Source organism: Zobellella denitrificans (assembly GCF_002237365.1).
Classification (GTDB): domain Bacteria; phylum Pseudomonadota; class Gammaproteobacteria; order Enterobacterales; family Aeromonadaceae; genus Oceanimonas; species Oceanimonas denitrificans.
Genome location: NZ_NMUO01000021.1, coordinates 22835 through 45167, shown reverse-complemented (window position 1 = coordinate 45167; position 22333 = coordinate 22835). Strand labels below are relative to the sequence as shown.

Below are 22333 nucleotides of genomic sequence, written 5' to 3'. Positions count from 1 at the left end.
GTTCAGCGCCAGCTGCGACAGGCTGTCGCCCCGCGCCCGGGCCAGGTCGTGCAGGCCACGCAGGGTCTGCCGCCGCCGGGGCGTGATCTGCTCTGCCCGCAGGAAGGGGCTGGCGCCGGCGGCCCGGGAGTCGGGCGGGATCCCCTCCAGGTACCTGTCGCTCAGCTGGCCGCCGGCCAGGGGTGAATAGGCCATGGCGCCCATCCCCAGTTCGGCCAGGACCGGCAGGGTCTCGGTTTCCATTTCCCGTTCCAGCATCGAATAACGCACCTGGTCGACGAGGCAGGGCACGCCCAGCTCCGCCAGCAGGGCGACGGCTCGCCGCGCCTCGGCCGCCGGGTAGTTGGAAATGCCCACATGGAGCGTCTTGCCCTGGCGCACCATGTCGGCCAGGGCCTGCATGGTTTCCGCCAGGGGCGTGTCCGGATCCGGCCTGTGGTGGTAGAAGATGTCCAGGTACTCCAGCCCCAGCCGGCGCAGGCTCTGGTGCAGGCTGGCGAACAGGTACTTGCGGCCGCCGCCGTCGCCGTAGGGCCCGTCCCACATCGTGAAGCCGGCCTTGCTGGCGATGATCAGCTCGTCTCGCCAGGGGTGCAGGTCTTCCTTTAGCAGGGTGCCGAACCGCAGCTCGGCGGCGCCGGGGGGCGGACCGTAGTTGTTGGCCAGATCGAAGTGGGTGATGCCCAGGTCGAAGGCGCGGCGCACCATGGCCCGGCTCCGGGCGGGGTCGCCGTCAGCACCGAAGTTGTGCCAGAGCCCGAGGGCGATCTCCGGCAGGCGCAGGCCGCTGTGGCCGGTCCGGCGGAAGGGCAGCCGACCGTAGCGGTCGGGGGCGGGGGCATAGGGATCCATAATGCTCCTTATTGTTGTTGGCCAAATACGTAGATCGGCCAAAGGGACAACTCCCCCGACACGCTGTAAATACATCCCTGTACGCTCGCACATGCCATCCCTGGCATCTGACGGTCGGCGGAGTCGCTCCCTTTGTCATCCTATGAATACTTGTAATCGATTACACCAGCTCTTGCCCGCCATTGCATCCGTGCCGGCGCAAAAGGCGGCCCGATCTTAGCTTTCGGGAATGGAAGGCCGGTTTTGGCGAGTGCCGGCCGGGGAGGAATGGGGCACCATCGGTCTCCCAACCACGAACAAGGAGACTGAGATGTCCATTCGCGTCACCATCATCGGCGCCGGCAGCACCGTATTCATGCGCAACATAGTGCGTGATCTGCTGCACAAGCCGGCCCTCAAGCACATCGAGATCGCCCTCTACGACATCGACGCCCGCCGCCTGGCCGAGTCGGAGCGGGTGGTGCGCCAACTGGTGTCCGCCCTCGGGGCGCCGGCCCGGGTGCAGGCCTATGCCGACCGTCGCCAGGCCCTGGCCGGGGCCACGGCGGTGTTCACCCTGTTCCAGGTGGGCGGCTACCGGCCCTGCACCCTCACCGACTTCGAGGTGCCGCGCCGCTACGGCCTGCAGCAGACCATAGGCGACACCCTGGGGGTGGCCGGCATCATGCGCGGCCTGCGCACCATTCCGGTGCTGCTGTCCCTGGCCGAGGACATGCGCGAGCTGTGCCCCCGGGCGCTGCTGATGAACTACGTCAATCCCATGGGCATCCTCAGCCTGGCCATGCAGCGGCTGGCGCCGGACATCCGCTACGTGGGCCTGTGCCACTCGGTGCAGGGCACCGCCGAGCAGCTGGCCACCGATCTCGGGGTGCCGCCGGCGGACCTGGTGTACCGCTGCGCCGGCATCAACCACATGGCTTTCTACCACAGCTTCCAGCAGCGTCTGCCGGACGGCGCCCTGATCGATCTCTATCCCCGGCTGCGCGCTCTGGCCGAGCAGGGGCTGGTGCCGGACGACAACAGAGTGCGCTACGAGATCCTCAAGCGTTTCGGCTATTTCGTTACCGAGTCGAGCGAGCACTTCGCCGAGTACAGCCCCTGGTTTATCAAGCGGGATCGGCCGGATTTGCTCGAGCGCTTCAATGTGCCCCTGGACGAGTACCCCCGCCGCTGCGAGCGCCAGATCGCCGACTGGGCGGAGGAACTCAAGCGGATCGAGTCCGGCGAGGCCATGGCGCTCAAGGAAAGCCACGAGTACGCCGCCGGCATCGTCAACGCCCTGGTCACCCACGAGCCGGTGGTGATCTACGGCAACGTGCTCAACCGCGGCGCCATCGAGAACCTGCCGGCGGACTGCTGCGTGGAGGTGGCCTGCCTGGTAGACGGCAACGGCGTCCAGCCCCAGCGCTTTGGCCGTATCCAGCCCCAGCTGGCGGCGCTGATCCAGACCAACGTCAACGTGCAGATGCTGACGGTGGAAGCGGTGGTACACCAGGATCCCCAATACCTCTACCACGCCGCCTACCTGGACCCCCACACCGCCGCCGAGCTGGATCTGGAGCAGATCCACGGTCTGGTGGACGATCTGCGACGGGCCCACGGCGACTGGCTGCCCGAGTGGGCCCGGCTGGGCTGATGGCCTGAGCACCTGAACAAGGGGACGGCAGGCCGGCACCGCTGTCCCTGATCTTTAATCCCCAATCCCCGTTTTCTGCTCCTCGGCCCGGCTTTGCCGCCGGTATTGCCGCGGGGTCAGTCCGGTCAGGCGGCCGAAGGCATCGTAGAACCGGCTCTGGCCGGAAAAGCCGCAGCTCAGGGCGATGTCCTGCACCGGGCGGCGGCTTTCCGCCAGCAGCACCCGGGCGTGGTTGATCTGCAGGGTCAGCAGGTACTGCTTGATGCTGGCCCCCATCACCTGCCGGAACAGCTGCATGGCGTAGTTGGGATGCAGCCGGGCCGCCTGGGCCACCTGGGCGACCTTGAGCCCTTCCCGGTAATGGCACGACATAAAGGCGATCATCTGGTGCAGCTTGTTGGCCCGCTCCGGGCTCAGGGTGGGAAGGGGGACGGCGCCCTGCTCCGGCTGCAGGCTGTGCCAGCCGGTGAGGACCACCCGCCGGCACATGAGGGCGATCTCCTCCTGCAGCAGGGCGGCGAAGTGGGGCTGGCGGTGGCCGGCATCCTGCTGCCAGCGGCGGATGTCGCCTTCCCCGAACAGATGGGCCCGGTCCGAAACGATTACCTGGCCCTGCAGCAGCCGGGACTGCAGGGCCTCGTCCAGGGCAAAGCCCAGGAACAGCGGCAGCGGGATATTGAGGATGGCCATGCGTTCGCAGCCGCCCTGGTCCACCAGCCGGTGCGGGATCAGGCCCCAGAACAGGCCCACGTGGCCGGCGGGCAGGGTGATACGCCGCTCGCCGATGAGGTAGTGCACCGGCCCGTCCAGGGGAATGTTCACTTCCACCTGGCGGTGCCAGTGGTGGCCGGGCATTTTGCCCGGACGGCGGAACTCGATGCTGAGCGCCTCTTCCTCCATCGCCGCGGGCTCGGGATGCTGCACCATGGCGCTAGGCCGCTACCTCGAAGGCGGCGCGGATCAACCGGCGGGTGTATTCCTCCCGGGGTTGGGTCAGCACCTGCTCGGTGTCACCCACCTCCACCAGGTCCCCGTGGCGCATCACCATCACCCGGTGGCAGAGGGCGCGCACCACCCGCAGATCGTGACTGATAAAGAGGTACGACAGGTTGTGTTTCTGTTGCAGCTGGCGCAGCAGCTTGATGATCTGGTTCTGCACCGACAGATCCAGCGCCGAGGTGGGCTCGTCCAGCAGGATGAAGTCCGGCTCCATGGCGATGGCCTTGGCGATGGCGATGCGCTGGCGCTGGCCGCCGGAAAACTCGTGGGGGAAGCGCTCCAGGGCGAAGGGCGCCAGGCCCGACTCCTGCAGGGCGAGGATGGCCTTCTGCTCCCGATCCTTGGCGTCCTTGCCGATGCCGTTGATGAGCATGCCCTCCTGGATGATCTGGCGCACCGTCATGCGCGGGTTGAGGGAGGAGAAGGGATCCTGGAACACGATCTGCATCTTGCGCCGGAGCGGGCGCATGGCCTGCCTATCCTTGTCGTGGAGCGGTTGGCCGTCGTAGTGGATCTCGCCCTGGGAGTCGATCAGCCGCAGCAGGGCGTGGCCCAGGGTGGTCTTGCCCGAGCCGGACTCGCCCACCAAGCCCAGGGTTTCGCCCTGGCGCAGGCCCAGATCCAGGCCCTTGACCGCCTCGAAATACTGGGCCGGCTGGCGTCGCCAGAGGCTGGCGGCCTGGGTCTGGAAGCGCACCCGGATGTCCCGCCCGCGGAGGATCTCGGGGGCGGCGGCGGCCAGGGCCGGGGCCCGGCCCGAGGGTTCGGAGTTGAGCAGGTGGCGGCTGTAGGCATGTTGGGGCGCGGTGAACAGCGCTTCGGTGGCGTTGTTCTCCACCACCTGGCCGTGCTGCATCACGTACACCCAGTCGGCGTACTGGCGCACTATGGTGAGATCATGGGTGATCAGCATCACCCCGATGTTGTGTTTCTGCTGCAGGCGGCGCAGCAGGTTGAGGATCTCCGCCTGCACCGTCACGTCCAGGGCGGTGGTGGGCTCGTCGGCGATCAGCAGATCCGGGTTGTTGGCGATGGCCATGGCGATCATCACCCGCTGGCGTTGGCCGCCGGACATCTGGTGCGGATACTGATCGATGCGTTTTTCCGGCTCGGGCAACTGCATCTCGGTGAGCAGCTCCAGCACTCGCGCCCGCACCTGCTGCCTGCTCATGCCCCTGTTGTGCTCAAGCAGCATCTCACCGATCTGCTGGCCCACGGTGTAGAGCGGATTGAGGGAGGTCATCGGCTCCTGGAAGATCATGCCGATGCGCTTGCCGCGGATGGTGCGCATCCGCGCTTCGTCGAAGCCGGTGATGTCCTCGCCCAGCAGCTCGATGCGGCTGTCGGGGGAGACGATGGCGTTGCCGGGCAGCAGCTTCATGATGGTGCGCGCCGAAATCGACTTGCCCGAGCCCGATTCGCCCACCATGGCCACGGTCTGGCCCCGGTAGATCCTGAAGGACACGTTCCGCACCGCCTCTGCCAGGCCGTCCCGGGTCTTGAAGTCGACCCTGAGGCGCTCGGCCCTGACCAGCAATTCTGAATTCTTCATGGCAATCACCTGTTAACGGTTGGAATAGGGATCGACGGCGTCGCGCAGGCCGTCGCCGGCGGCGTTGAAGGCCAGCACCGCCACCAGGATGAACAGCACCGGGCTCAGCAGCCAGGGATAGGAGCCCAGCACCTGGTAGTCGCGGGCGGCGTTGAGCAGCAGGCCCAGGCTTATCATCGGCGGCTGGATACCGACCCCGAGGAAGCTCAAAAAGCTCTCGGTGAGGATAAAGGTCGGGATCATGGCGGTGGCTACCACGATGACGTGGGACAGCACGTTGGGCAGGATATGGTGCACTATGATACGGCCGTCGCTGGCACCCACGGCGATGGCCGACTTCACGTAGTCCATTTCCCTGAGCACCAGCGCCTTGCCGCGCACTTCCCGCGCCAGCTGGGCCCACTTCAGGCTGCCCAGCAGCAGCACGAACAGCACGAAGGTGGTCTGGGGCGACACCGTCTTCGGCAGTATGGCGATCACCGCCAGGTACAGCGGCAGCTCGGGAAAGGCCAGCATCAGCTCCACTAGCCGCTGGGTCCAGAGGTCGAAGCGGCCGCCGAAGTAGCCGGAGGCGATGCCCACCAGGCAGCCGACCACCACGCAGATGCTGGTGATCAGGCCGGCCATCAGCAGGGTCACGCCCATGCCGTGCAGGATGCGGCTGAAGTTATCCCGGCCGAGGCCATCGGTGCCGAGGAAATACACCGCGTAACCGGGCTCGGCCGCCACCAGATGGGTGCTGAAGTTTAGGCCGAACAGCCGGTAGTCCCAACCCTCAGCGAAGAAGCGCAGATAGATTTTCTGGCTGCTGTCCTTGACGTAGCTGGCCTCGAAGGTCTCGGGATCGAAGCTGATCTCGAAGGGGTGCACGAAGGGTCGCAGGGAGAAGCCGTCGTCACCGAAGAAGTGGATGCCCTGGGGCGGCAGGTAGATATCGTTGCTGTTGCGTGCCGCCGGATCCTGGGGCGAGAAGAAGGGGGCGAACAGCGCCAGCACCAGCAGCAGGGCGATAAAGCCGAGGGAGACCAGCGCCAGCCGGTTGCGTTTGAAGCGGCGCCAGACCAGGGCCAGGTAGCGTTCGTCGCGGCTGGCGGGGCGCCGGCGCGGATCCTGGGTGATGAGGTTCGAGGTCTGCATAGGGGTTTCCATGATTAAGGCTCCTTGGGCGTCAGGACAGCCGCACGCGCGGGTCGAGCAGGGCCAGCAGGATGTCGGCGATGATGTTGCCGATCACCAGGGTGGCGGCCAGCAGCAGCATGAAGGAGGCCACCACGAACACGTCCTGATCCTGCATGCCGCTCACGATCAGCGGGCCCACGGTGGGCAGGGCGAAGACGATGGCGATCTCCAGCTCGCCGGCGATCATGTAGGGTAGGGCCACGCCCTGGAACATCACCAGGGGGTGCAGGGCGTTGGGCACCACATGCTTGAACAGCACCCGGCGCGACGACAACCCCTTGGCGCGGGCGGTTTCCACGTACTGGGCCTGCATCACGTCCAGCATGTTGGAACGCATCACCCGCAGGTGGTGGGCCATGCCGCCGAAGATGGCCACCAGCAGCACCGGCCAGATGTGTTGCAGCAGGTTGCCGAACTTGGCCAGGCTCCAGGGGGCCATCACGTATTCGGGGGAGAAGAGGGCGGCCACGTGCACCGAGCCCAGGTGGAACACCAACAGGTAGAGCATCAGCAACGCCAGCACGAAACGCGGCGTGGTCATGCCGATAAAGGCGAACACCGTCACCAGGTTATCCACCCAGCCGTAGGGACGGGTGGCCACGAAAATGCCGAGCAGGGTGCCGAGCAGGGTGGCGCCCAGATGGCACATCAGGGCGATCAGCAGGGTCATCGGCAGGCGATCGTTGATCAGCTCGGCGATTGGCTTGTTGTAGACGTAGGAGTGGCCGAAGTCGCCCTTGGTGACGATATTGCCGATCCAGGTCAGGTACTGTACTGGCAGCGGCCGGTTCATACCCTGTTCTTCGCGGAAGCGGTCGGCCAGCTCCTGAGCCTCCCGCTCGCTCATGCCCGACATGCTGATGGCTTGGCTCTTGAGCCGATCGGCGTAGTCGCCGGGCGGCAGCTGGATCAGGAAGAAGGCGACCACGCTCAGCGCCAGCAGCAGGGGCACGGCGGCGAGCAGGCGCTTGAAGATAAAGCGTAACATAGCAAGATCCCTCGGTTGCTAGGTGGTTGGAGGCAGAGGTTGGCACGCCTGTCCGGGCCTGAGAGCAGGGCCCGGAGCAGTGGATAGTGTTGCCGGTATCCCGACTCAGTTCACAAACGGCAGCTTGCCGGGCATCAGTTCCTCCAGCCTGTCCTGGGGCGCAACCCAGACACGCTCGCGCATGATGGCGTCCTCGGCCCACTGGAAGCTGAGGATGGGGGTGCCGGGCGGCACGTTCTTAAGCCGCTTGCTCAGGATCAGTGCCCCGGGCATGGACACCAGGCCGACGTGGTAGAGGTTTTCGGTGAACACCCGGTTGTACTGGTTGAGGATCTCCAGCTGTTTGCCCAGATCCGGCTCGTTGGTGAACTGGTTGATAAGATTCACCAGCTCCCGCTCGAAGGGCAGCAGTTGCTGGGGTTTGTCGTCGGTGCCCTTGTGCCAGTAGGGGGTCTTGCTGTGCACCGGCGCCAGGGCCTCGGCCAGCTGGATCGGTTGGATGTATTCGCTGTCGTTGCGGCGGATGAAGAAGTCGAAGCTGCCGTTGCCGAGGGCGGCATCCACCTGGGCACCCTGCAGCGGCAGTGGTATCAGCTTGATGCCCACCTCCCGGAACATGCTGACCAGGCCTTCGGCCATGGCCTTCTCACCCGTACCGTCGGGGGTGACCATGGTGATCTCCAGATCCCGTCCCTGGGCCGGGCCCGAGGTGAAGTTGAGGATGCCGTTGTTATCGGTGTCCTCGAGGCCGAGGGCAGCCAGTAGCTCCTTGGCCAGGGCCGGGTTATAGCCGTAGAAGGCCACTGAGTCCTCGTCCACCACTCCTTCCGGGTAGAGGCCGCCGGCATAGGGCCGGCCGAAGGGGCCGCGCACCATGGACTGGGCCAGGGCGTCCCGGTCGATGGCGTGGCTGACGGCCTGGCGGAAGCCGAGCTCGCGGTTCAGCTGGCGAATAGCCCGCTCCCGGTCGTCGCTTACCCCCAGATCCTCGGACAGGTTGAGGAACAGCGACCATCCCAGGATGCGGGGGCTGAAGTCGAGCCGGGCCTTGGCGTCGGGCTGGCGGCTCTGGCGGATGGATTCCAGGTAGTTGCTGGGGTTTTCCATGTTGGCGTAGTCGGCGTTACCGGCCACGGTCTGCACCTCCCGGTCGGTCCAGGTGGACAGCTTGAAACGCAGTTCGTCCATGTAGGGCAGTTGCTGGCCCTGTTCGTCCACCTTCCAGTAGTAGGGGTTGCGGCGCAGCACCATCATCTGGTCCGGAGTGTAGGACACCGGCACCCAGGCGCCCATGGTCACCACCGGCAGGGTGGAAGGGGAGAGGGCGTTGGCGTAGCTGGCGTAGGTGGCCTGGTCGTTGTATCTGGGGTGCAGGGGCTTCAGCACATGGGCCGGACCCGGGCACATGCGGAAGAAGGCCATGCTGTACAGGTACTGGGTGGGGAAGGCGTCCTGGAAGGTCCAGCGCAGGGTGCTGTCGTCGATTTTCTCCAGGGTAGTGCCTTCGCCGTAGGTGCCGGGGCTAGCCCAGGCGCCGACCCGGGGATCCATGATGTTGTCTTCCCACAGGAAGAGCACGTCGTCGGCGCCGAAGGGCTGGCCGTCGGACCACTTGGCGCCTTCGATCAGGTGCATGGTCAACTGCTTGCCGTCTTCGGACCACTCCCAGCTCCTGGCCAGGTTGGGCAGCGGGGTCTGCTCTTCCTTGCGGATGGAGGTGAGGGGGCCGGTGCGGGTGAGGCATTCGGCCACTGTGTATTCGGTGCCGCCCCAGCCGGAATTCTTGCCCGCGGCATAGTTCCATCCTTCGGGGCGGCCGCCGGTGACCATGCGGAACACGCCGCCGTAGATGCCAACGCCGTCGGGCATGCCGCTTTCCAGGAATACCAGCGGCTCTCTGGGCAGGCGCTCGGCCACCGGCGGCAGCTTGCCCTGCTCGACCAGCTCGGTGACCCAGGTCGGCTCGCTGTAGGCGGGCAGGGCCTGGAAGCGGAACAGATCCGCCTGGGTAAGCTCCATGGGGTAGCCCTGGCCGGGCAGGGGCTGGGCTGCGGGCAGGGGGGAGATCTCGCCGACCGGCTCAGCCAGCAGCGCGGCCGGCGCCAGTCCCAGCAGGCTCGCCACGCAGGCGGACAACAGCGAAGTACGATAATGCGGTGTTTTCATCCTTTGGGTCCTTCTTTCCATGCAGAGTCAAGGCGTCCCGCCTTGGGCGGGACGCCGGGATCAGAGGGCGGTGAGCTTGATCACCATGGCGCTTTGCGGATCCAGCACCGGCATGGCCAGGCCAGCCTCGGCCAGCCAGTCGCCGCCGGCCACGCAGCCGCCGTCCACCCAGAGTGGCAGCTTCTTCATCACCCCGTAGTCGAAGCAGGCGGGGCGCTCCAGCAGCTCGACGCGGTAGCGCTTGTCGGCGGCCAGGCCGGGTAGGCGTAGGGCGCCGGACAGGGCGTAGCGGGGCAGGGTCAGTTGGCCGACGTAGAACACTGCCTCGCTCCGGTCCGGGCTGACCACGCCGTGGATCAACTGGGCCGGATCCGGGCTGTCGAGGCGCACCACCTCGCCGCCGTGCAGCAGTGGGCGCAGCTGCTTGTGCAGGGCGATATAGCGGGCGAAGCCCTGGCGCTCGGCCTCGCTTTCCTTCACCGGATCCAGCTCCACCCCCATGTGGCCGAACAGGGCGGTGAGGCCACGAAAGGCGATGCTCAGCTCGCGTCGGGTGCTGTGGCTGTGGTGGGTGCCGATATGGGTGCCCATTACCTCGGGCGGGAAGAAGTAGCTCATGCCGCGCTGGATCTGCTGGCGATCCAGAGCGTCGTTGTTGTCCGAGGGCCAGAAACGGTGGGCGCGCTTGAGGATCTCGTAGTCGATCCGGCCGCCGCCGGAGGCGCAGGATTCGAATTCCACCCGCGGATGGCGCCGCGCCAGCTCGTCCAGCAGCCGGTACACCGCCAGGGTCTGACCGTGCTGTGCCGGACGGCCCTCGTGGCCGGGTTGCACCAGCTCCCGATTCATGTCCCACTTGACGTAGTCGATGTGGTAGCGGCCGAGCAGTTCGTCGAAACGCGCCAGCAGGTAGCCAAACACCTCGGGGTTCTGTAGATCCAGCACGTACTGGAAGCGGCCTGCGGGCTGGTGGTAGCCGGGCAGGGCCAGCAACCAGTCCGGGTGGGCACGGTACAGATCCGAATCGGGGTTGACCATCTCCGGCTCGAACCAGATGCCGAACTCCATGCCCAGCGCCTTGACGTGGGCGATCACCGGCTCCAGGCCCTCGGAGTACTTGCGCTCGTCCAGGTACCAGTCGCCCAGGGCGGCGCGGTCGTGATCCCGGCCCCTGAACCAGCCGTCGTCGATGATGAAGCGCTCCACGCCCATTTCCGCCGCCCGGCTAGCCATCTCCATGATGTAGGCCGGCGAGTGATCGAAGTAGATACCTTCCCAGGTGTTGAGATGCACCGGCCGGAGCTTGGCCACCGGCCAGTTGAGGATATGGGCGCGCACGAAGCGGTGGAAGCGGCGGCTCATGGTGGTCAGGCCGGCATCGCTGTAGCTGGCGTAGAGCCAGGGGGTGGAGCAGGACTCGCCCTCGGCCAGGCGGATCTCGCCCGGGGCGTACAGGGCCTCGGCTTGCACGAAGCGGCGGCCGTCGCTCTTCACGTCGGCGCGCAGCCGGTGGTTGCCGCTCCAGGCCAGGTGGAAGCCCCACACCTCGCCCTGCTGTTCGCCGAAGCCCGGGGTGCCGAGCATAAAGCCGGGAAAGTATTCGTGGGAGGTGCGGCCGCGGCGATTTTCCTGCAGGTAGCCGCCGTGGACCAGGGGCACCCGGTGGCTCTGGAACTCCTTGCACCAGCGGCCGTGGAAGGCCTGCAACTCGCTCACCCGCTCGGGCAACTGCAGGGTCAGGGCCAGCCGGGCCAGCTCATAGTCGCCGGCCTTGAGGTTGGTGAGGGTATGGCGCAGGGCCAGCACTTCGCTGTCGGGATCCAGACCGATTTCCATCTCCAGACGCAGGCCGGCGATGGCGTCTTCGTAGATCAGCCGGGCTTGCTGTCCCTGGTGGGACACCGACACCGGCTCAAACACCGGCGACCAGTCCATGCCCTGGCGGTGGCCCTCGACGCCCGGGGCGCTGAACACCCCGCGACCGGCTTCCGGATTCAGCCCCAGGGGCACGTCCACGTCCAGCCGGCTGTTGGGTACGGCGCGGACCAGGGTATCGGCGGCGGCCTGGTCGAAATGGGCGAGTTTCCTGCCCCAGTAGAGCAGCTCTGCGGTCGGTCTGTGGCGCAGCTGCAGTTCGGTATGCTGGCCACACAGGCGGAGAATGGTGGTGGTCATCTGTTCAGGCTCCCTGGGATCGACCCTGGTCCGGATTAATGTAATCGGTTCCAATCGGTTTGGTTGCCTGAATGCCAATTTGACAGGCGGTATTGCCGAAGGTTGCCGATGTTTATTTGTAAACGTTTACACTAATGTAGAGAGCCCCCCGGAAAATGGAAACCCCGGGGTAATAAAAGTGTGAAACGGATCGGAAATTTTGTGTGGCCGGCGGCCTCAGTCCGCCCGGTGCCGGGCGCGGGCCTGGGCCCGGTAATGGGAGGGGGAGACACCGGTCTGGTGGCGGAACCAGTGGCTGAAGTTGAAGGCGTCCGGGTAGCCGACCCGCTGGGCGACCTGGCTTATCTGCCAGTTGCTGTGGGCCAGCAGCTCCCGCGCCCGCTGCAGCCGGAGCCGGGCCAGCCGGTGCATGGGGCTCTGGCCGTAAAGCTTGCGGCAGACCCGGTTGAGGTGGGGCACCGAGCAGTGCACCTCTTCCGCCAGGGCGGCCTGGCTCCATTTCTGGTGCAGCTGGGCTTCGAGCCTGGCGAACAACTGGCGCACCGCCATCTCCAGCCGGCTGAAGCCGCCCTGCTGCGACAGGATCTCGGTAAGCAGCTCGTGCACCAGGGTCAGCAGTGGCCGCCGGCGCGGGGTGCGGCTCTGATGGTAGAGGCTGTCCATCAGCGGCGCCAGGGCCCAGACCTGATCATGCTGGAACACGTCGCTGTCGTGCTCCCGCAGCCGGGCCCAGGTGCCGCTGTCGCGCAGCAGCAGCCAGGCCATGTGCCAGTCGTCGCCGTCCAGCTCGAACAGGAAGGGGCGGCCCGCCGGCAGCAGGGTGACGCTGCCGGGCGGTATCGCCAGTTGCCTGCCCGGCAGCGACAGCCGGCCCCGGCCGGCGGTGGTGAACAGCAGGGTGTGCAGATCCGGCGTCTTCTGGCCGACCTGGTACCGGCCCTGGAGTACGCTGACCCCGCCCAGGTGCAGATCGTAGTCCTGCATCTCCGGCACTTCCTCGGTGATCAGGAAGCGCTCCCGGCACTCGGGTCCCAGCACGAGCAGGTCCTGGAACTCATCATGATTCAAATTCACAGGTTGTTGATTCATATGTACATAGCCTGTTTTTCATGCGCCCACTAGAATATCCCCATAATAACTACTTCTCCAGCCTGTGCCCCGGCCATTTTCGGCCCCGGTAGCAGGCCGCTTGTTTCACTATCCATCTTTTTTCACATTACCGGAGCATTCCGGGGACAGCCGTTGCCGCCGTGGCGGGGCCGACCCGGCGGGGGGCATTATGGGTTATCGACAATTCTGGCGGCAGGTGATGAGTCTGGCGCTGCCGGTGGCGGTGCAGTCGGCGCTGGTGGCGGCGCTGGGCATGGCCGACGTGCTGATGGTCAGCCACCTGGGCAACGAGGCGGTGGCGGCGGTGGGGCTGTCGGCCAAGCTCAACTTCGTGTTGATCCTGGTGATGGCGGCCATCGGCACCGGCTGCTCCATCATGGTGGCCCAGTATTTCGGCGCCGGCCGGCGCGACAAGGTGCGCCAGACTCTGGCCTGCGCGCTGCTGCTGGGCACCCTGGTGATGCTGCCCTTTACCCTCTGGCTGCTGGGCTGGTCCGGGCCGCTGATCCGCCTGGGCAGCAGCGATCCCAACGTGGTCGAGCTGGGCACCCTATATCTCACCCTGATCGGCCTGACCCTGTTCACCACCCAGGGCATCATCGTCTACGAGTCGGCCATGCGTTCCATCGGTCGCGCCGACTGGCCGCTCAAGTACGCGGCGGTGGCCATACTGCTCAACATCGCCCTCAACTACTGGCTGATCAACGGCGGCCTGGGGCTGCCTGCCCTGGGGGTGACCGGGGCGGCCATCGCCACCGTGCTGGCGCGGCTGTTCCAGTTCGGCTGGATCCTCTGGGAGCAGCAGCAACGGCCGGAGCTGCGCCTGGAGGGCGCCACCTGGCGGGCGCTGCGCGGCACCCGGCTGCCGGGGAACTTCATTGCCCTGACCTGGCCGCTGGTGGCCAACTTTACCCTGTGGTCGGCGGGTTCGCTTGGCTATCACCTGATCGCCGGCCGCCTGGGCACGGTGCCGCTGGCGGTGATGAGCCTGCTGGCGCCGATAGAAGGCATGTACCACGCCTTTTTCTTCGGCCTGGTCAGCGCCTGCGGCATCATGATCGGCCAGCGCCTGGGACGGGATCAGTTTGCCGAGGCCCGCTGGCTGGCGCACCGCTTCCTGTGGATAGCGCCGCTGGGCTCCCTGCTGCTGGGACTCATGCTGCTGGCGGCCTCGCCGCTGCTGCTGGGCTGGATGCAGATGCCGGACGCCGACACCGCCTACCAGACCCAGCTGGCGATGGTGGTGATGTGCCTGGGGTTCTGGGTCAAGGTGTTCAACATGACCGCCATCCAGGGCATTCTGCGCTCCGGCGGCGACAGCCGTTTCTGCCTGGGCATGGACATGGTGGCCATGTGGGTCATCGGCCTGCCGCTGACCTGGCTGGCGGCCTTTTTCTGGGAGCTGCCCTTCGTGTGGGTGTACGCCATGGTGCTGAGCGAGGAGGTGGTCAAGGCGCTGGGAGTGTACTGGCGGATCCGCAAGGGCTACTGGCTGGCAAACCTGACCGAGCCGGAGGAACGGCCAACGGCGGTGGCCGAGCCCGCGGCCTAAAGCGCAACAGGCGGAAGAGGGGAGGCGAAAGCCTCCCCTTTTGTTTAGCAAGGGGTTAGCCTTTTGCCGGCTGCCGGGGGCGGTCCGGATACATTTGCAGCCTGGATCACAGAGTGGCTGAAACGATTTTGCAACCTTGCTCACAGAAATGATGCATTTGTGGTTTAGCTGATTGCTAAACCGTTTTAGCTTGCGCTAGTTTGTTCATCGAACCCGAACTTGTCCTCAAGTTCCCCGTCAGTGATGCAGCCCCGGCTGCCTTGTTACAAGGATGAACAATGCGCACTTTTTCCCGTACCCTGCTTGCTACCCTGCTCACCGGCCTGTCCGCCCAGGCCCTGGCCCAGCCGGTGGAAATCCGCGCCTGGCGCCACGACACCAACGAGCACGAGATCGCCGCCTCCCAGGCGGCCATCGCCCGCTTCAACGACAGCCAGAACGACTACCGGGTGGTGGTGGAGCTGATCCCCGAAGGCGCCTATACCGAAACCATCAACGCCGCGGCCCTGGCCGGGCGCCTGCCCTGCGTGCTGGACATGGACCAGCCAGTGGTGCCCAACTTCGCCTGGGCCGGCAACCTGGCGCCCCTGGAGGGGCTGCTGGATCAGGCCCTGCTGGACCAGATCGCGTCCACCGGCAAGGGCAGCTACCAGGGCAAGGTGTATTCGGTGGGCCAGTTCGACGTGGCCCTGTCGCTGTTCACCCGCCAGAGCACCCTCGACAAGCACGGCATCCGCAAGGCCACCCTGGAGCAGCCCTACAGCCGCGAGGAGTTCGACCAGATCCTGGCCAGGCTCAAGGCTTCGGGAGACTTCTTCTATCCCTTCGACATCAACACCAGCTGGAGCGGTGAATGGGCCTCCTACGGCTTCGCCCCCTTCCTGCAGAGCTTCGGTGGCGACCAGATCGACCGCGCCAGCTACCTGGCGTCCGAGGGCGAGCTCAACGGCGAGGCCGCCGAGGCCTGGGGCGAGTGGATGAGATCCCTGGTGACCAAGGGCTATATCGACCGCCGCGCCGCCGACGACAAGGGCTTCCTGCGCGGCCGGGTGGCCATCCATTACAACGGCTCCTGGGCGGTGGGCGAATACAGCGAACTGCTGGGAGACGATCTGGTGGTGATGCCGACCCTGGATCTGGGCCAGGGCCCGGTGATCGGCAGCGGCTCCTGGCACTGGGGCATCAGCAGCAACTGCCCGGACAAGGAAGGCGCCGCCCGTTTCGTCAGCTTCCTGCTGCAGCCCGAGGAGATCGCGGCCATGGCCGACGCCGTGAGCGCCATCCCCACCTCGGAGGAGGCGGCGGCCCTGACCGAACACTACCGGGAAGGAGGCAAGTGGCGCATGTTCTACGACTATTCCGAGCGCTTCGCCCGCATCCGTCCCGAGACCCCGGCCTACCCGGTGATCAGCAGCAGCTTCGAGAAGGCGGTCAACGACATCCTCGACGGACGGGACGTGCTGGATTCCCTGGACGCGGCGGTGGCGGTGATCGAGCGCAACATCCGCGACAACAACGGTTACGGTTTCCAGTAACCCCCATGGGCCCGCCCGGTGCGGGCCCCGGCTCCCGTTCACAGGACACGACATGATGCCCTCCCAAACCCTGCGGCAGCCGGCGGCGACGGCCGCCCGCCCCAAGGACACCCTGGCCCGGCGGCAGCGCTTTTACGGCTGGCTGCTGGGCAGCCCCGCCTTCTTCGGGCTGGCGCTCTTCATCCTGGTGCCCTTCGTGATGGCGATAGTGCTGTCGTTCACCAACCAGCGGCTGCTGTCGCCCAACGCCACCGAGATGGTGGGCCTGCGCAACTACGACCGGCTGCTGGCGGTGACCTGGCTGACCCAGGATGCCCGGCGCGACGAGGCGGGCGCTATTCTGCGGGCCGCCGACGGCGCGCCCGAGTTCGAGCGGCTGCGCACCCTGCTCCGCGCCAACCCGGACTACCGGGACTACAGCGAACTGGCGACCTTCACCTTCAACGAGTCGCGGCTGGTGCTGCTGGCCAAGGATCCGCTGTTCATCAAGTCCTTCGGCAACACCCTGAAGTTCGCCTTTATGGTGATCCCCCTGCAGTGCGGCGCCGCCCTGCTGCTGGCGCTCTTGGTCAACCTGGGGCTGAGGGGGACCAATTTCTTCCGCACCGCCTATTTCGCGCCCGTGGTGACCTCCATGGTGGTGGTGTCCATCGTCTGGACCTTCCTCTACCACAAGGACACCGGCCTGATTAACGAATTCCTGAAGACCCTGTCCTTCGGCCTGATCGGGGACATCGACTGGCTGGGCAGCCCGGCCTGGTCGATGCCGGCCATCGTCGTTATGTCGGCCTGGCAGGGGGCCGGCTACCAGATGCTGATCTTCCTCGCCGGCCTGCAGAATATCCCCGAGGATCTGTACGAGGCGGCCTCCCTCGACGGCGCCAACGGCTGGCAGAAGTTCTGGTACATCACCCTGCCGGGGCTGCGCAACACTACCATCTTCGTGGTGATCTCCACCACCATCGCCGCCTTCGGCCTGTTCACCCAGGTGGACGTGATGACCGCCGGCGGGCCCGCCGACTCCACCAGCACCGTGATGTACCACGCGGTGCGCAAGGGGTTCCGCGAGCAGGACATCGGCTACGGCGCCACCATCAGTGTGATCTACTTCCTGGTGATCCTGGCCATCGCCCTGGGCCAGAAATACTACTTCGACAAGCGGGAGAAATAAGCATGAGCGCCTCTTCGTTATCCATGGTCGATCCCAACTTCATCTACAAGCGGATCCTGACCTACGCCGTGCTGGTGCTGCTGGCCTATGTGTTCCTGTTTCCGCTGCTGTTCATGGTGATCTCCTCGTTCAAGCCCCAGCAGCAGATCTTCACCGATCTCTACTCGATCCGCGCCCTGCTGCCGGTGGGGGAGGTCTCCCTCGACAACTACCGGGCGGTGTTCCGCAAGAGCGCCATCGAGACCATGTTCCTCAATTCGGTGATCATCACCGGCACCACGGTGGTGCTGGGCCTGCTGGTCAACAGCCTGGCCGCCTTCGCCCTGAGCCGGCTGCGCTGGAAGGGGCAGCAGCTGATGCTGACCCTGGTGATAGCGCTGCTGATCATCCCCTTCGAGGCCATCTCGGTGCCGCTGCTGATGCTGGTGGCGCACCTGCCCTGGATCGGCTGGGAAAACGGCCAGTTCGTGCTGCACGGCTCCTGGCTCAACAGCCTGCAGGTGCAGATACTGCCGATGGTGGCCAATGCCTTCTCCATCTTCCTGTTCTACCAGTTCTTCCGGGACATCCCGAAAGACTTCGACGAGGCGGCGGCCATCGACGGCGCCAGCCCCTGGCAGATCTACTGGAAGGTGATAGTGCCCATGTCCTGGCCGGTGTTCGCCACCGTGGCCATACTGCAGTTCCTGCACATGTGGAACCAGTACCTCTGGCCCATCATGGTGGTGCAGGGCGAGGCCGCCCGGCCGCTGCAGCCGGGCATCCAGCAGTTCTTCGGCACCACCACCGAGTGGGGCGAAATCATGGCCTACGCCAGCATGGTGACGGTCCCGGTATTGATTGTGTTCCTGGCGTTCCAGAAGCGGTTCGTCCGCAGCATGGCCAGCGCCGGCGTTAAAGGATAAGGAGAATCGAGATGACCAAGCAGGACCCCTACCGTCCGCTGTTCCACTTCACCCCGCCTTTCGGCTGGATGAACGACCCCAATGGCCTGGTGTATCACAGGGGCGAATTCCACCTCTGCTACCAGTACTACCCCATGGACACCGTCTGGGGACCCATGCACTGGGGCCACGCGGTGAGCCGGGATCTGCTGAGCTGGGAGCACCTGCCCATCGCCCTGGCGCCGGACGCCGCGGGCATGTGTTTCTCCGGCACCGCCACCGCCGATGCCGCCAACCGCACCGGCCTGGTGGGGCCCGAAGGGGGGCTGCTGGCCTACTACACCATCGCCGCCGAGAAAAGCGAGGGCGACCGGGACTTTCCCCAGTCCCAGGGGCTGGCCTACAGCATCGACGGCGGCCGCCGCTGGCAGCGCTATGCCGGCAACCCGGTGCTGCCCAACCCGGGGCTGCAGGATTTTCGCGATCCCAAGGTGTTCTGGCACGAGCCCAGCCAGCACTGGATCATGGTGGTGACCCTGGGCCAGAAGGTGGGCATCTACCGTTCCGCGGACGGCCTGGACTGGCGCTTCTGCTCCGAGTTCGGCGAAGGGGAGGGCGCCCACGATCACCTGGCCTGGGAATGCCCGGATCTGTTCGAGATCCCGGTGGCGGGCAGTGACGAGAGCCGCTGGATCCTGATCGTCGGCATCCAGCGCCAGGCCTATGTACCCGGCTCCGGCACCCAGTATTTCGTGGGCCACTTCGACGGCGAGCGCTTCGTCAACGACAATACGGCCGACACCGTGCTGTGGCTGGACTACGGCCGCGACTATTACGCCAGCCAGACCTGGGCCGAGGTGCCGGCCGAGGACGGCCGCCGCCTGGTGCTGGGCTGGATGAGCTGCTGGCCCTACGCCAACCAGACCCCCACCGCGAACTGGCGCTCGGCCATGAGCCTGCCCCAGACCCTGACCCTGAAGGCCACCGACCAGGGGCTGCGCCTGCACCGGGCCTTCGTGGCCGAGCTGGAGGCCTTCGAGCGGCCGGAGCGGGTGCTGGCCTGCGGTGAGGTTGGCGCCGGCGAACTGCTGGCCGCCGACTGGCCCGAGGCGGCCCGGCTGCAGCTGGCGCTTGAGCTGGCGGAAGGCAGCGAGCTGCGCATCAGCCCCACCGGGGAGGCGGACTTTATCCTGTTCCGCCGGGACGGCCGCCTGGGCCTGCGCAGCCGGCGCCGGGGCCGGATCGGGGTGGCGGAATTCGACGAGCACTACCCCCACGACTACGAGCTGGATCTGGGCGCCCCGCGCCCGCTCAGCCTGGACCTGCTGCTGGATCGCTGCTCGGCGGAGCTGCTGCTGGACGACGGCCGCTACGGCATGACCCAACTGCTGTTCGGCGACAGCCCCCGCCGCTGCCGGCTGGCGGTGGAACGGGGCAGCCTGGTGCTGGAGCAGGGACACTGGCTCGGCCTGAGCCGAAGCGCATAAGCGGAGGACGCGAACAATGGCGGATTTAGTACTGAACAAGGTGATCAAGCGCTTCGGCGAGGTGCAGACTATCCACGGGGTGGATCTGGACATCCGCCACGGCGAGTTCGTGGTGTTTGTCGGCCCCTCGGGCTGCGGCAAGTCGACCCTGCTGCGCATGATCGCCGGGCTGGAGACGGTAAGCGGGGGCGACATCATTATCGACAACCAGAGAGTCAACGAGGTGTCGCCCTCGGAGCGGGGCATCGCCATGGTGTTCCAGTCCTACGCCCTCTACCCGCACATGACGGTGCGCGACAACATGAGCTTCGGCCTGCGCCTGGCGAAGAAGAGCAAGGCGGAAATAGAGCAGCGTGTGGGCGAGGCCGCCCGCATCCTCAAGCTGGAGCACCTGCTCGACCGGCTGCCCAAGCAGCTGTCCGGCGGCCAGCGCCAGCGGGTGGCCATCGGCCGCACCATAGTGCGCAACCCCAAGGTGTTTCTGTTCGACGAGCCCCTGTCCAACCTGGACGCCGAGCTGCGGGTGCAGATGCGGGTGGAGATCTCCAAGCTGCACGAGCAGCTCGGCAACACCATGGTCTACGTGACCCACGATCAGGTGGAGGCCATGACCATGGCCGACAAGATAGTGGTGCTGCGCGACGGCCGGGTGGAGCAGGTGGGAGCGCCGCTCGAGCTCTACCACAACCCGGTGAACCAGTTCGTGGCCGGCTTTATCGGCTCGCCGCGGATGAACTTCCTCAACGCCGAGGTGGTGGCGGCCGAGGGCCGGCAGGCCCGGCTGCGGCTGAGCGGCGGCGAGCGTTTCGAGCTGACCCTGGATCGGGAAGTGGCGGTGGGGGAGGTGCTGCTGCTGGGCATCCGGCCCGAGCACCTGCTGGTGGACGAGCCGGCGGACGTCAGCCTGACGCTGGCAGTGGAGGTGGTGGAAGCCCTGGGCGGCAGTACCTTCGCCTACAGCCGCTACGCCGGCGAGGACGAGGTGGTGGTGGTGACCGACGGCGGCCACCTGATCCGCCGGGGCAGCAGCATCCAGGCCGGCTTCCGGCTGGAGCACCTGCACCTGTTCGACACCAGCGAGGGCTGTTGCAGCCTGCTGCAGCAGCAGAAGGCACCGCGGGTGGCCAGGATACTGGCCGCTGCCTGAGCACATGCCTGGCCGGCACTGCCGTTGGCAGGTGTGCGCCTTGGGGCGCAGGCGGCCCGCCTGCCTTCGCGCCCGGCGCGAACCCTCGGGTTGGCCTGCCACCCCGCAGGGGTAGCAAGGCTCGAGGCAGCACAGGCATCGCGGGTCGGGTTGTGCCTTCGCCCACCCCGGTGTCGCCTTCATGCGGGCGGGCCGCCCGCGCCCCAGGAATCGGCGCCTTTGGCCGACTTATGCGGTGATGACAACGGCGTTGTCATCAAGCGAAACGGCGCCCTTGGGCGCCGTTTTGTCAGTGTTCCCGGGTCTTGCGGAACTGGATATCCGGGTAGCGTTCCTGGGTCAGGTTGAGGTTGACCATGGTGGGGGCGATGTAGGTGAGGTTGTCGCCGCCGTCGAGCGCCAGGTTGAGGGACACCTTGCGCTGGAACTCGTCCAGCTTCTTGGGATCCTTGCAGTACACCCAGCGGGCGGTGGACACGTTCACCGCCTCGTACAGGGCGTCCACGTTGTACTCGGACTTGAGCCGGGCCACCACCACGTCGAACTGCAGCACGCCCACGGCGCCCACGATCAGATCGTTGTTGTCGAGCGGGCGGAACACCTGCACCGCGCCTTCCTCGGAGAGCTGCACCAGGCCCTTGAGCAGTTGCTTCTGCTTGAGCGGGTCGCGCAGCCGGATGCGGCGGAACAACTCGGGGGCGAAGTTGGGGATGCCCGAGAACTTGAGATCCTCGCCCTGGGTGAAGGTGTCGCCGATCTGGATGGTGCCGTGGTTGTGCAGGCCGATGATGTCGCCGGCATAGGCTTCTTCCGCCCGCTCCCGGTCGCCGGCCATAAAGGTCACGGCGTCGGAGATGTTGACCAGCTTGCCGATGCGCACGTGCTTCATCTTCATGCCCTGGCTGTACTTGCCGGACACGATACGCATAAAGGCGATGCGATCCCGGTGCTTGGGATCCATGTTGGCCTGGATCTTGAACACGAAGCCGGAGAACTTCTCTTCCGAGGCCTTCACTTCCCGCTCGTGGGTCTGCCGCGGCATTGGCGCCGGCGCCCATTCGGTGAGGCCGTCGAGCATGTGGTCGACGCCGAAGTTGCCGAGCGCGGTGCCGAAGAACACCGGCGTCAGCTCGCCGGACAGGAACAGCTCCCGGTCGAACTCGTGGGAGGCGCCCATCACCAGTTCCAGCTCCTCGCGCAGCTGGGCGGCGAAGTCGTCGCCGATGGCCTGGTCCAGCTCGGGGTTGTCCAGGCCCTTGACGATGCGCACCTCCTGGATGGTGTGGCCCTGGCCGGACTGGTAGAGGATGGTCTCGTCCCGGTGCAGGTGGTAGACCCCCTTGAACAGCTTGCCGCTGCCGATGGGCCAGGTGACGGGGGCGCACATGATGTTGAGCTCGGTTTCCACCTCGTCCAGCAGCTCCATGGGATCGCGGATGTCCCGGTCCAGCTTGTTCATAAAGGTGACGATGGGGGTGTCGCGCAACCGGGTCACTTCCATCAGCTTGCGGGTACGGTCTTCCACGCCCTTGGCGGCGTCGATCACCATCAGGCAGGAGTCCACCGCGGTCAGGGTGCGGTAGGTGTCTTCCGAGAAGTCTTCGTGACCGGGGGTGTCGAGCAGGTTCACCAGGCGGTCGTTGTAGGGAAACTGCATCACCGAGGTGGTGACCGAAATGCCCCGCTCCTTTTCCATCTCCATCCAGTCGGACTTGGCGTGCTGGTTCGAGCCCCGGCCCTTGACGGTGCCGGCGGTCTGGATGGCGCGCCCGTGCAGCAGCACCTTTTCGGTGATGGTGGTCTTACCCGCGTCCGGGTGCGAGATGATGGCGAAAGTACGGCGCTTGGCCACTTCCTGCTGGAATGATGATGACATGGTCGGCGATCTTCTAGGTTGATG

16 protein-coding genes are annotated in these 22333 nt (G+C 66.1%); 7 read left to right on the top strand and 9 right to left on the bottom strand.

Annotated elements, in window-relative coordinates:
* On the bottom strand, positions 1-852 hold an 852-nt coding region (locus CGX12_RS06765), incomplete at its 3' end, for an aldo/keto reductase (RefSeq protein WP_094039133.1).
* Between the two features lie 310 nt (positions 853-1162).
* Between CGX12_RS06765 and CGX12_RS06760 the strand changes: the two genes are divergently transcribed.
* Positions 1163-2488: an alpha-glucosidase/alpha-galactosidase gene (locus tag CGX12_RS06760; protein ID WP_094039132.1), complete on the top strand. Its 1326-nt coding sequence runs from the start codon at positions 1163-1165 to the stop codon at positions 2486-2488.
* A 54-nt stretch (positions 2489-2542) separates the two neighbouring features.
* Here CGX12_RS06760 and melR read toward each other — a convergent pair whose 3' ends face one another.
* The 7 genes from melR to CGX12_RS06725 form a co-directional block, all read right to left on the bottom strand.
* Positions 2543-3415, bottom strand: a complete 873-nt coding sequence (gene melR / locus CGX12_RS06755) for a transcriptional regulator MelR (RefSeq protein WP_094039131.1) — start codon at positions 3413-3415, stop codon at positions 2543-2545.
* A gap of 4 nt (positions 3416-3419) precedes the next feature.
* Positions 3420-5039, bottom strand: coding sequence for an ABC transporter ATP-binding protein (locus CGX12_RS06750; protein ID WP_094039130.1), 1620 nt, complete (start codon positions 5037-5039; stop codon positions 3420-3422).
* A gap of 12 nt (positions 5040-5051) precedes the next feature.
* Entirely contained in the window at positions 5052-6188 is a 1137-nt protein-coding gene (locus CGX12_RS06745) for an ABC transporter permease (protein ID WP_254918228.1), read from the bottom strand.
* Between the two features lie 19 nt (positions 6189-6207).
* Positions 6208-7206, bottom strand: coding sequence for an ABC transporter permease (locus tag CGX12_RS06740; protein WP_094039128.1), 999 nt, complete (start codon positions 7204-7206; stop codon positions 6208-6210).
* Between the two features lie 105 nt (positions 7207-7311).
* Positions 7312-9372, bottom strand: coding sequence for an ABC transporter substrate-binding protein (locus CGX12_RS06735; protein WP_094039127.1), 2061 nt, complete (start codon positions 9370-9372; stop codon positions 7312-7314).
* A 60-nt stretch (positions 9373-9432) separates the two neighbouring features.
* Complete coding sequence (locus tag CGX12_RS06730) at positions 9433-11547, bottom strand: alpha-galactosidase (protein ID WP_094039126.1); 2115 nt, start codon at positions 11545-11547, stop codon at positions 9433-9435.
* A gap of 216 nt (positions 11548-11763) precedes the next feature.
* The gene (locus CGX12_RS06725; RefSeq protein WP_094039125.1) at positions 11764-12636 is read right to left on the bottom strand and encodes a helix-turn-helix transcriptional regulator; all 873 of its coding nucleotides are present in this window, start codon (positions 12634-12636) and stop codon (positions 11764-11766) included.
* A gap of 190 nt (positions 12637-12826) precedes the next feature.
* Between CGX12_RS06725 and CGX12_RS06720 the strand changes: the two genes are divergently transcribed.
* The 6 genes from CGX12_RS06720 (at position 12827) to CGX12_RS06695 (ending at position 20433) form a co-directional block, all read left to right on the top strand.
* Positions 12827-14209, top strand: coding sequence for an MATE family efflux transporter (locus tag CGX12_RS06720; protein ID WP_094039124.1), 1383 nt, complete (start codon positions 12827-12829; stop codon positions 14207-14209).
* A 278-nt stretch (positions 14210-14487) separates the two neighbouring features.
* Positions 14488-15744: an ABC transporter substrate-binding protein gene (locus CGX12_RS06715; RefSeq protein WP_094039123.1), complete on the top strand. Its 1257-nt coding sequence runs from the start codon at positions 14488-14490 to the stop codon at positions 15742-15744.
* Between the two features lie 52 nt (positions 15745-15796).
* Positions 15797-16915, top strand: coding sequence for a carbohydrate ABC transporter permease (locus CGX12_RS06710; protein ID WP_094039122.1), 1119 nt, complete (start codon positions 15797-15799; stop codon positions 16913-16915).
* A 2-nt stretch (positions 16916-16917) separates the two neighbouring features.
* Positions 16918-17820, top strand: coding sequence for a carbohydrate ABC transporter permease (locus CGX12_RS06705; RefSeq protein ID WP_094039121.1), 903 nt, complete (start codon positions 16918-16920; stop codon positions 17818-17820).
* Positions 17821-17831: 11 nt separating this feature from the next.
* A complete protein-coding gene (locus CGX12_RS06700) occupies positions 17832-19286 on the top strand; it encodes a glycoside hydrolase family 32 protein (RefSeq protein ID WP_094039120.1) in 1455 nt (484 codons plus the stop codon).
* 16 nt (positions 19287-19302) lie between these two features.
* On the top strand, positions 19303-20433 hold the full coding sequence (locus CGX12_RS06695; protein ID WP_094039119.1) for an ABC transporter ATP-binding protein: 1131 nt from the start codon (positions 19303-19305) through the stop codon (positions 20431-20433).
* Positions 20434-20722: 289 nt separating this feature from the next.
* On the opposite strand, the gene prfC is transcribed toward CGX12_RS06695, so the two are convergent.
* Entirely contained in the window at positions 20723-22309 is a 1587-nt protein-coding gene (prfC, locus tag CGX12_RS06690; RefSeq protein WP_094039118.1) for a peptide chain release factor 3, read from the bottom strand.
* Positions 22310-22333: the final 24 nt, after the last annotated feature.

What these genes read in the sequence shown, in the direction of transcription:
- CGX12_RS06700 (WP_094039120.1), top strand. Translation starts at nt 17,832, where the DNA reads ATGACCAAGCAGGACCCCTACCGTCCGCTGTTCCACTTCACCCCGCCT.
- CGX12_RS06750 (WP_094039130.1), bottom strand. Translation starts at nt 5,039, where the DNA reads ATGAAGAATTCAGAATTGCTGGTCAGGGCCGAGCGCCTCAGGGTCGAC.
- CGX12_RS06695 (WP_094039119.1), top strand. Translation starts at nt 19,303, where the DNA reads ATGGCGGATTTAGTACTGAACAAGGTGATCAAGCGCTTCGGCGAGGTG.
- CGX12_RS06725 (WP_094039125.1), bottom strand. Translation starts at nt 12,636, where the DNA reads ATGAATCAACAACCTGTGAATTTGAATCATGATGAGTTCCAGGACCTG.
- CGX12_RS06720 (WP_094039124.1), top strand. Translation starts at nt 12,827, where the DNA reads ATGGGTTATCGACAATTCTGGCGGCAGGTGATGAGTCTGGCGCTGCCG.
- CGX12_RS06710 (WP_094039122.1), top strand. Translation starts at nt 15,797, where the DNA reads ATGATGCCCTCCCAAACCCTGCGGCAGCCGGCGGCGACGGCCGCCCGC.
- CGX12_RS06715 (WP_094039123.1), top strand. Translation starts at nt 14,488, where the DNA reads ATGCGCACTTTTTCCCGTACCCTGCTTGCTACCCTGCTCACCGGCCTG.
- CGX12_RS06745 (WP_254918228.1), bottom strand. Translation starts at nt 6,188, where the DNA reads ATGGAAACCCCTATGCAGACCTCGAACCTCATCACCCAGGATCCGCGC.
- prfC (WP_094039118.1), bottom strand. Translation starts at nt 22,309, where the DNA reads ATGTCATCATCATTCCAGCAGGAAGTGGCCAAGCGCCGTACTTTCGCC.
- CGX12_RS06705 (WP_094039121.1), top strand. Translation starts at nt 16,918, where the DNA reads ATGAGCGCCTCTTCGTTATCCATGGTCGATCCCAACTTCATCTACAAG.
- CGX12_RS06740 (WP_094039128.1), bottom strand. Translation starts at nt 7,206, where the DNA reads ATGTTACGCTTTATCTTCAAGCGCCTGCTCGCCGCCGTGCCCCTGCTG.
- melR (WP_094039131.1), bottom strand. Translation starts at nt 3,415, where the DNA reads ATGGTGCAGCATCCCGAGCCCGCGGCGATGGAGGAAGAGGCGCTCAGC.
- CGX12_RS06760 (WP_094039132.1), top strand. Translation starts at nt 1,163, where the DNA reads ATGTCCATTCGCGTCACCATCATCGGCGCCGGCAGCACCGTATTCATG.
- CGX12_RS06735 (WP_094039127.1), bottom strand. Translation starts at nt 9,372, where the DNA reads ATGAAAACACCGCATTATCGTACTTCGCTGTTGTCCGCCTGCGTGGCG.
- CGX12_RS06730 (WP_094039126.1), bottom strand. Translation starts at nt 11,547, where the DNA reads ATGACCACCACCATTCTCCGCCTGTGTGGCCAGCATACCGAACTGCAG.